Below are 4,042 nucleotides of genomic sequence, written 5' to 3' on the forward strand. Positions count from 1 at the left end.
ACGCGACCGGCCGCGCCACGACGGGGCCGCGGGTCGCCGTCCCCCGCCGGGCGGGCTCCACGCGCTCGTCGGCCTCGACGGCCTCGGGCTCACGCAGCCACGGCAGCGTGTCGGCGAGCCGCTGGTCCCCCGCCGCCTGTGCCGCGGCCCGGCGGACCTGGCGGGCCGCCAGCCGGTGGGCGGCGGAGCAGTAGCGCCGCTGTGGACGGTCGCCGGACACGTCCCCCGTGGGCTCCAACGGTGCGTCGCACCCCTGCAGGGCGCATGTGCGCAGCGAGTCCTCCACCGAGCGTCCTCCCGACCTAGTGATCGCGTGCATCCCCATGTCGCGGCGATCGGTCGACATGTTTCGCCCAACGGGCGAAATGCAGGGCTGAACGGACGATGTTCACTCGGACGGTCGTGTGCGATCGATGAGCGGTCACGCTGTGCCACACCAGGAACGGCGACAGCCGCCGTCCCGGGTGTACCGGTGACGGCGGCCGTCGGTGTAGGGCGGAGCGGGTCGGCCCCGGTCAGTAGGTGGGCTGCGACGGGTCGATCTGCTTGACCCAGGACAGCACCCCGCCGCCGACGTGGACGGCGTCGCGGAACCCGGCCTTGTGCAGCGCGGCGAGGGCCTCGGCGGACCGGCCGCCGGACTTGCAGTGCAGCACGACCGGCTTGTCCTGGGCGATCTCCGACAGCGCGGCACCGGACAGGATCCGGTCCTTCGGGATCAGGACCGAGCCCGGGATCTTCACGATCTCGTACTCGTGCGGCTCGCGGACGTCGATGAGCTGGAAGTCCTTGCCCGCGTCGATCATCTGCTTGAGCTCGCCGACGGTGATCGTGCTGCCGGCGGCCGCGTCCTGTGCCTCCTGCGTCACGGTGCCGCAGAACGCCTCGTAGTCGATCAGCTCGGTGATCTTCGGCGTCTCCGGGTCCTTGCGGATCTTCACCTGCCGCCAGGTGGTCTCCAGCGCGTCGTAGATCACCAGGCGGCCGAGCAGCGGTTCACCGATCCCGGTGAGCAGCTTGATCGCCTCGTTGACCATGATCGAGCCGATCGACGCGCAGAGCACGCCCAGCACGCCGCCCTCGGCGCAGGACGGGACCATCCCGGGCGGCGGCGGCTCGGGGTAGAGGTCGCGGTAGTTGAGGCCCTGCCCGTTCGGGGCGTCCTCCCAGAAGACCGACGCCTGGCCCTCGAACCGGAAGATCGAGCCCCAGACGTAGGGCTTGCCGAGCAGCACCGCGGCGTCGTTCACCAGGTAGCGGGTGGCGAAGTTGTCGGTGCCGTCCAGGATCAGGTCGTAGTCCCGGAAGACGTCCAGCACGTTGTCGCTGGTGAGGCGCTCGTTGTGCAGGCGGACGTCGACGAAGGGGTTGACCTCGCGGATCGAGTCGCGGGCCGACTCGGCCTTCGGGCGGCCCACGTCGGACTGCCCGTGGATGACCTGACGCTGCAGGTTCGACTCGTCGACGACGTCGAACTCGACGATGCCCAGGGTGCCGACGCCCGCGGCGGCCAGGTACAGCAGGGCGGGCGAGCCGAGGCCGCCCGCGCCGACGACCAGCACCTTCGCGTTCTTCAGGCGCTTCTGCCCGTCCATCCCGACGTCGGGGATGATGAGGTGGCGGCTGTACCGCTCCACCTCGTCCTTGGTGAGCTCGGCTGCCGGCTCCACCAGTGGCGGTAGCGCCATCTCGTCCACTCCTCGCGGGTTGCGTGCGGGTCTCAGGGCGTCTCAACGCGCCACGTGCGCGTCATCTTCCCGCACCCGCTCCGACCGGCACCGTGTCCCACAGCGCGGCGACGGCGTCGGCCACCGCCGCGGGCCGCTCGATCTGCGCGACGTGCCCGGCCCGGGGCAGCACCAGCAGCCGCGCCCCGGGCAGTGTGGCCGCGGTCCGCGCGGCCAGCCGCGGGGACACGATTCGGTCCTGCTCGCCCCACACCACCAGCGACGGCACCCGCACCCGGGCCATCCGGCGCCAGATCTCGCGCCCGGCCCACAGCCCGAGCAGACCGCGGGTGGCGCCGTCGGTGGCCGCGCCGGCCCAGGGCAGCGTCGCGCGGTGCTCGTGCTCGGAGATCAGCTCCTCGAGCCGGCGGGCGGAGCCGCGCTGCGGGTCGGCGAAGCAGACCTTCACGATCCGCTCGGCGCGGGTCCGCAGCGGCTCCTCGGCCAGCGCCCGCCGCGCGCCGCGCCCGAGCAGCGGCACCATGGCCAGCGCCATCCGCGGGTCCGACAGACGTCGCGGGTCGGGGCGCCGGTCCGGCACCGCGGGCGAGACCAGGGTGAGGCTGCGGACGAGCTCGGGACGGCGGGCCGCCACCGTCGTCGCGATCACGCCGCCGAGGGAGTTGCCGACCAGGTGCACCGGGCGGTCGCGCCCGGCCAGCCAGCACAGCAGCGCGTCCGCCATGCCGTCCGGGCCGAAGTCGGCGACGGCGGTCGGCTCGGACAGCCCGAACCCGGGCAGGTCGACGGACAGGCCGGCCGCCCGTGGGGCGAGGAGCCCGGCGAGGTCGGTCCAGTTCGTGGCCGACCCGGCGAGCCCGTGGACGTAGACGGCGTCGGCGTCGCCGGAGCCGGGGGTCTCGCGCACGTGCAGGGTGACCCCGCCGGAGGTGACCGCGCGGCCCGGCCACGGCGGGCGCTCCGCCGCGGCCCGTTCCGCGTCCGCCGGTCCCGCGGTGCCCGGGGACGTCGCGGCACCCGGCGCCGTCACCGGGGCGGGCACGGTGACGGGCGGGTGAACGGACATCGACGGGGCGGCGACCATCCGACCAGCATGACGTGTCGTGCGCGTCACCCGCCGCGCCGGGTGATCCCCGTCTCGCTGTGATCACCGTCCGCATCCGGCACTCCACGGAGCGCAACGAGATCGCGCCCCGGACGTTGTACCCCGTGGACGACGCGACGGAGGAGGTGGGCATGGGGCGGATCGCGGGATCGGCCGCGGCCCGGCTTGCCGGTTTCGGCGCCGCGTCGGTGCTGGTGTTCACCGCGGCCTGGACGGCGGGCGGTGCGGTGGGCACCCTCTCGGCGACCCCGGCCGCCGACGCGCGGGCCGGCGGCGACCCCGGCGACGAGCGCGGCGACGACGGCGTCCTCGCGGCCGGCCTGGCCACCGGCGACGCGACGACCGGCGCGGGCGGCGTGCTCACCACCGCGGCCGGCTACACCCTGACCCCGGTCGGGACCGTCCACCCCTGGCGCGAGCCCACCGAGGTCGCGTTCACCGTGACCGGTTCCGACGGCGCCCCGGTGACCCGGTTCGACGCCCCCGCCGACGGCTCCGGGGTCATGGACGTCGCCGTGCTGCGACGCGACGTCGCCGGCTACATGCGGCTGCGCGCCACCCAGGGCCCCGACGGCGTGTGGCGGGCACCGGTCCGGTTCCCCGGCCAGGGCGTGTGGCGGCTGTACGCCGGGTTCACCCCGACCGGCGGCCCGCACCTGGACCTCGGGACCGACCTGCACGTCCCCGGCACCTACGGTGCCTTCACCTTCCCGGCCGAGAACCGGGCGGGGCTCTGCGGGGGCAGTGACCAGCAGGTCCGTCTCGACGGCGCCCTGGTCCCCGGCGGGGATTCCCGGCTGTTCGCGACGGTCGGGCGCGACGGCACCCCGGTCACCGACCTCGAGCCCGTCGACGGCGGCGCGTTCGGCCGGATGACCGCGGTCCGCCAGGGCGACCTGGCCCGGTTCCCGGTCCGTCCCGAGATCACCGGCGCGGCCCCGACCGACCGGTCCGGCCCCGGGGTGGCGTTCGCGGTGTCGCTCCCCGCCCCGGGCAGCTACCGGCTGTTCCTCGACTACCGCTCCGGCGGTGTGCTGCGGTCGTGCGAGTTCACGCTCCCGACCGCCCCGGGGAGCTGACGGCGGTTGCGTCCGGTCCTGCGGGCCGTCGCCCCGCCGGTGGCGGCCCTGTTCGCCCTGCTGCTGCCGCTCGCCGGCCCGGCACTCGCCGGCGCGGCGTGGGCCCCGCCCTGCGCGGCGGCGGCCCTGCTGGTCGCCCTCGCCGTCGTCGCGACGACGGGGCGCCCCGG

Annotated in this window: 3 protein-coding genes and 1 pseudogene; 1 reads left to right on the plus strand and 3 read right to left on the minus strand. The window is 75.3% G+C overall.

All coding sequences use genetic code 11. The annotated features are described in order from the left end of the window. The 3 genes and pseudogenes from NH602_RS28920 to NH602_RS28930 form a co-directional block, all read right to left on the minus strand. Window positions 1-286, minus strand: a pseudogene (locus NH602_RS28920) (hypothetical protein); the annotation flags it as partial. Window positions 287-515: 229 nt separating this feature from the next. Continuing rightward, window positions 516-1,688 carry an adenylyltransferase/sulfurtransferase MoeZ gene (moeZ, locus tag NH602_RS28925; protein WP_179760980.1) on the minus strand — a complete coding sequence of 391 codons (1,173 nt, stop codon included), beginning with the start codon at window positions 1,686-1,688 and terminating at the stop codon, window positions 516-518. 61 nt (window positions 1,689-1,749) lie between these two features. Continuing rightward, on the minus strand, window positions 1,750-2,772 hold the full coding sequence (locus NH602_RS28930; protein WP_073578321.1) for an alpha/beta fold hydrolase: 1,023 nt from the start codon (window positions 2,770-2,772) through the stop codon (window positions 1,750-1,752). Between the two features lie 125 nt (window positions 2,773-2,897). Between NH602_RS28930 and NH602_RS28935 the strand changes: the two genes are divergently transcribed. Further along, a complete protein-coding gene (locus NH602_RS28935; protein ID WP_179760981.1) occupies window positions 2,898-3,872 on the plus strand; it encodes a hypothetical protein in 975 nt (324 codons plus the stop codon). Window positions 3,873-4,042: the final 170 nt, after the last annotated feature.

Origin of the sequence: Pseudonocardia sp. McavD-2-B (assembly GCF_024124365.1) — a bacterium.
In the GTDB taxonomy this organism is placed as follows: Bacteria; Actinomycetota; Actinomycetes; order Mycobacteriales; family Pseudonocardiaceae; genus Pseudonocardia; species Pseudonocardia alni.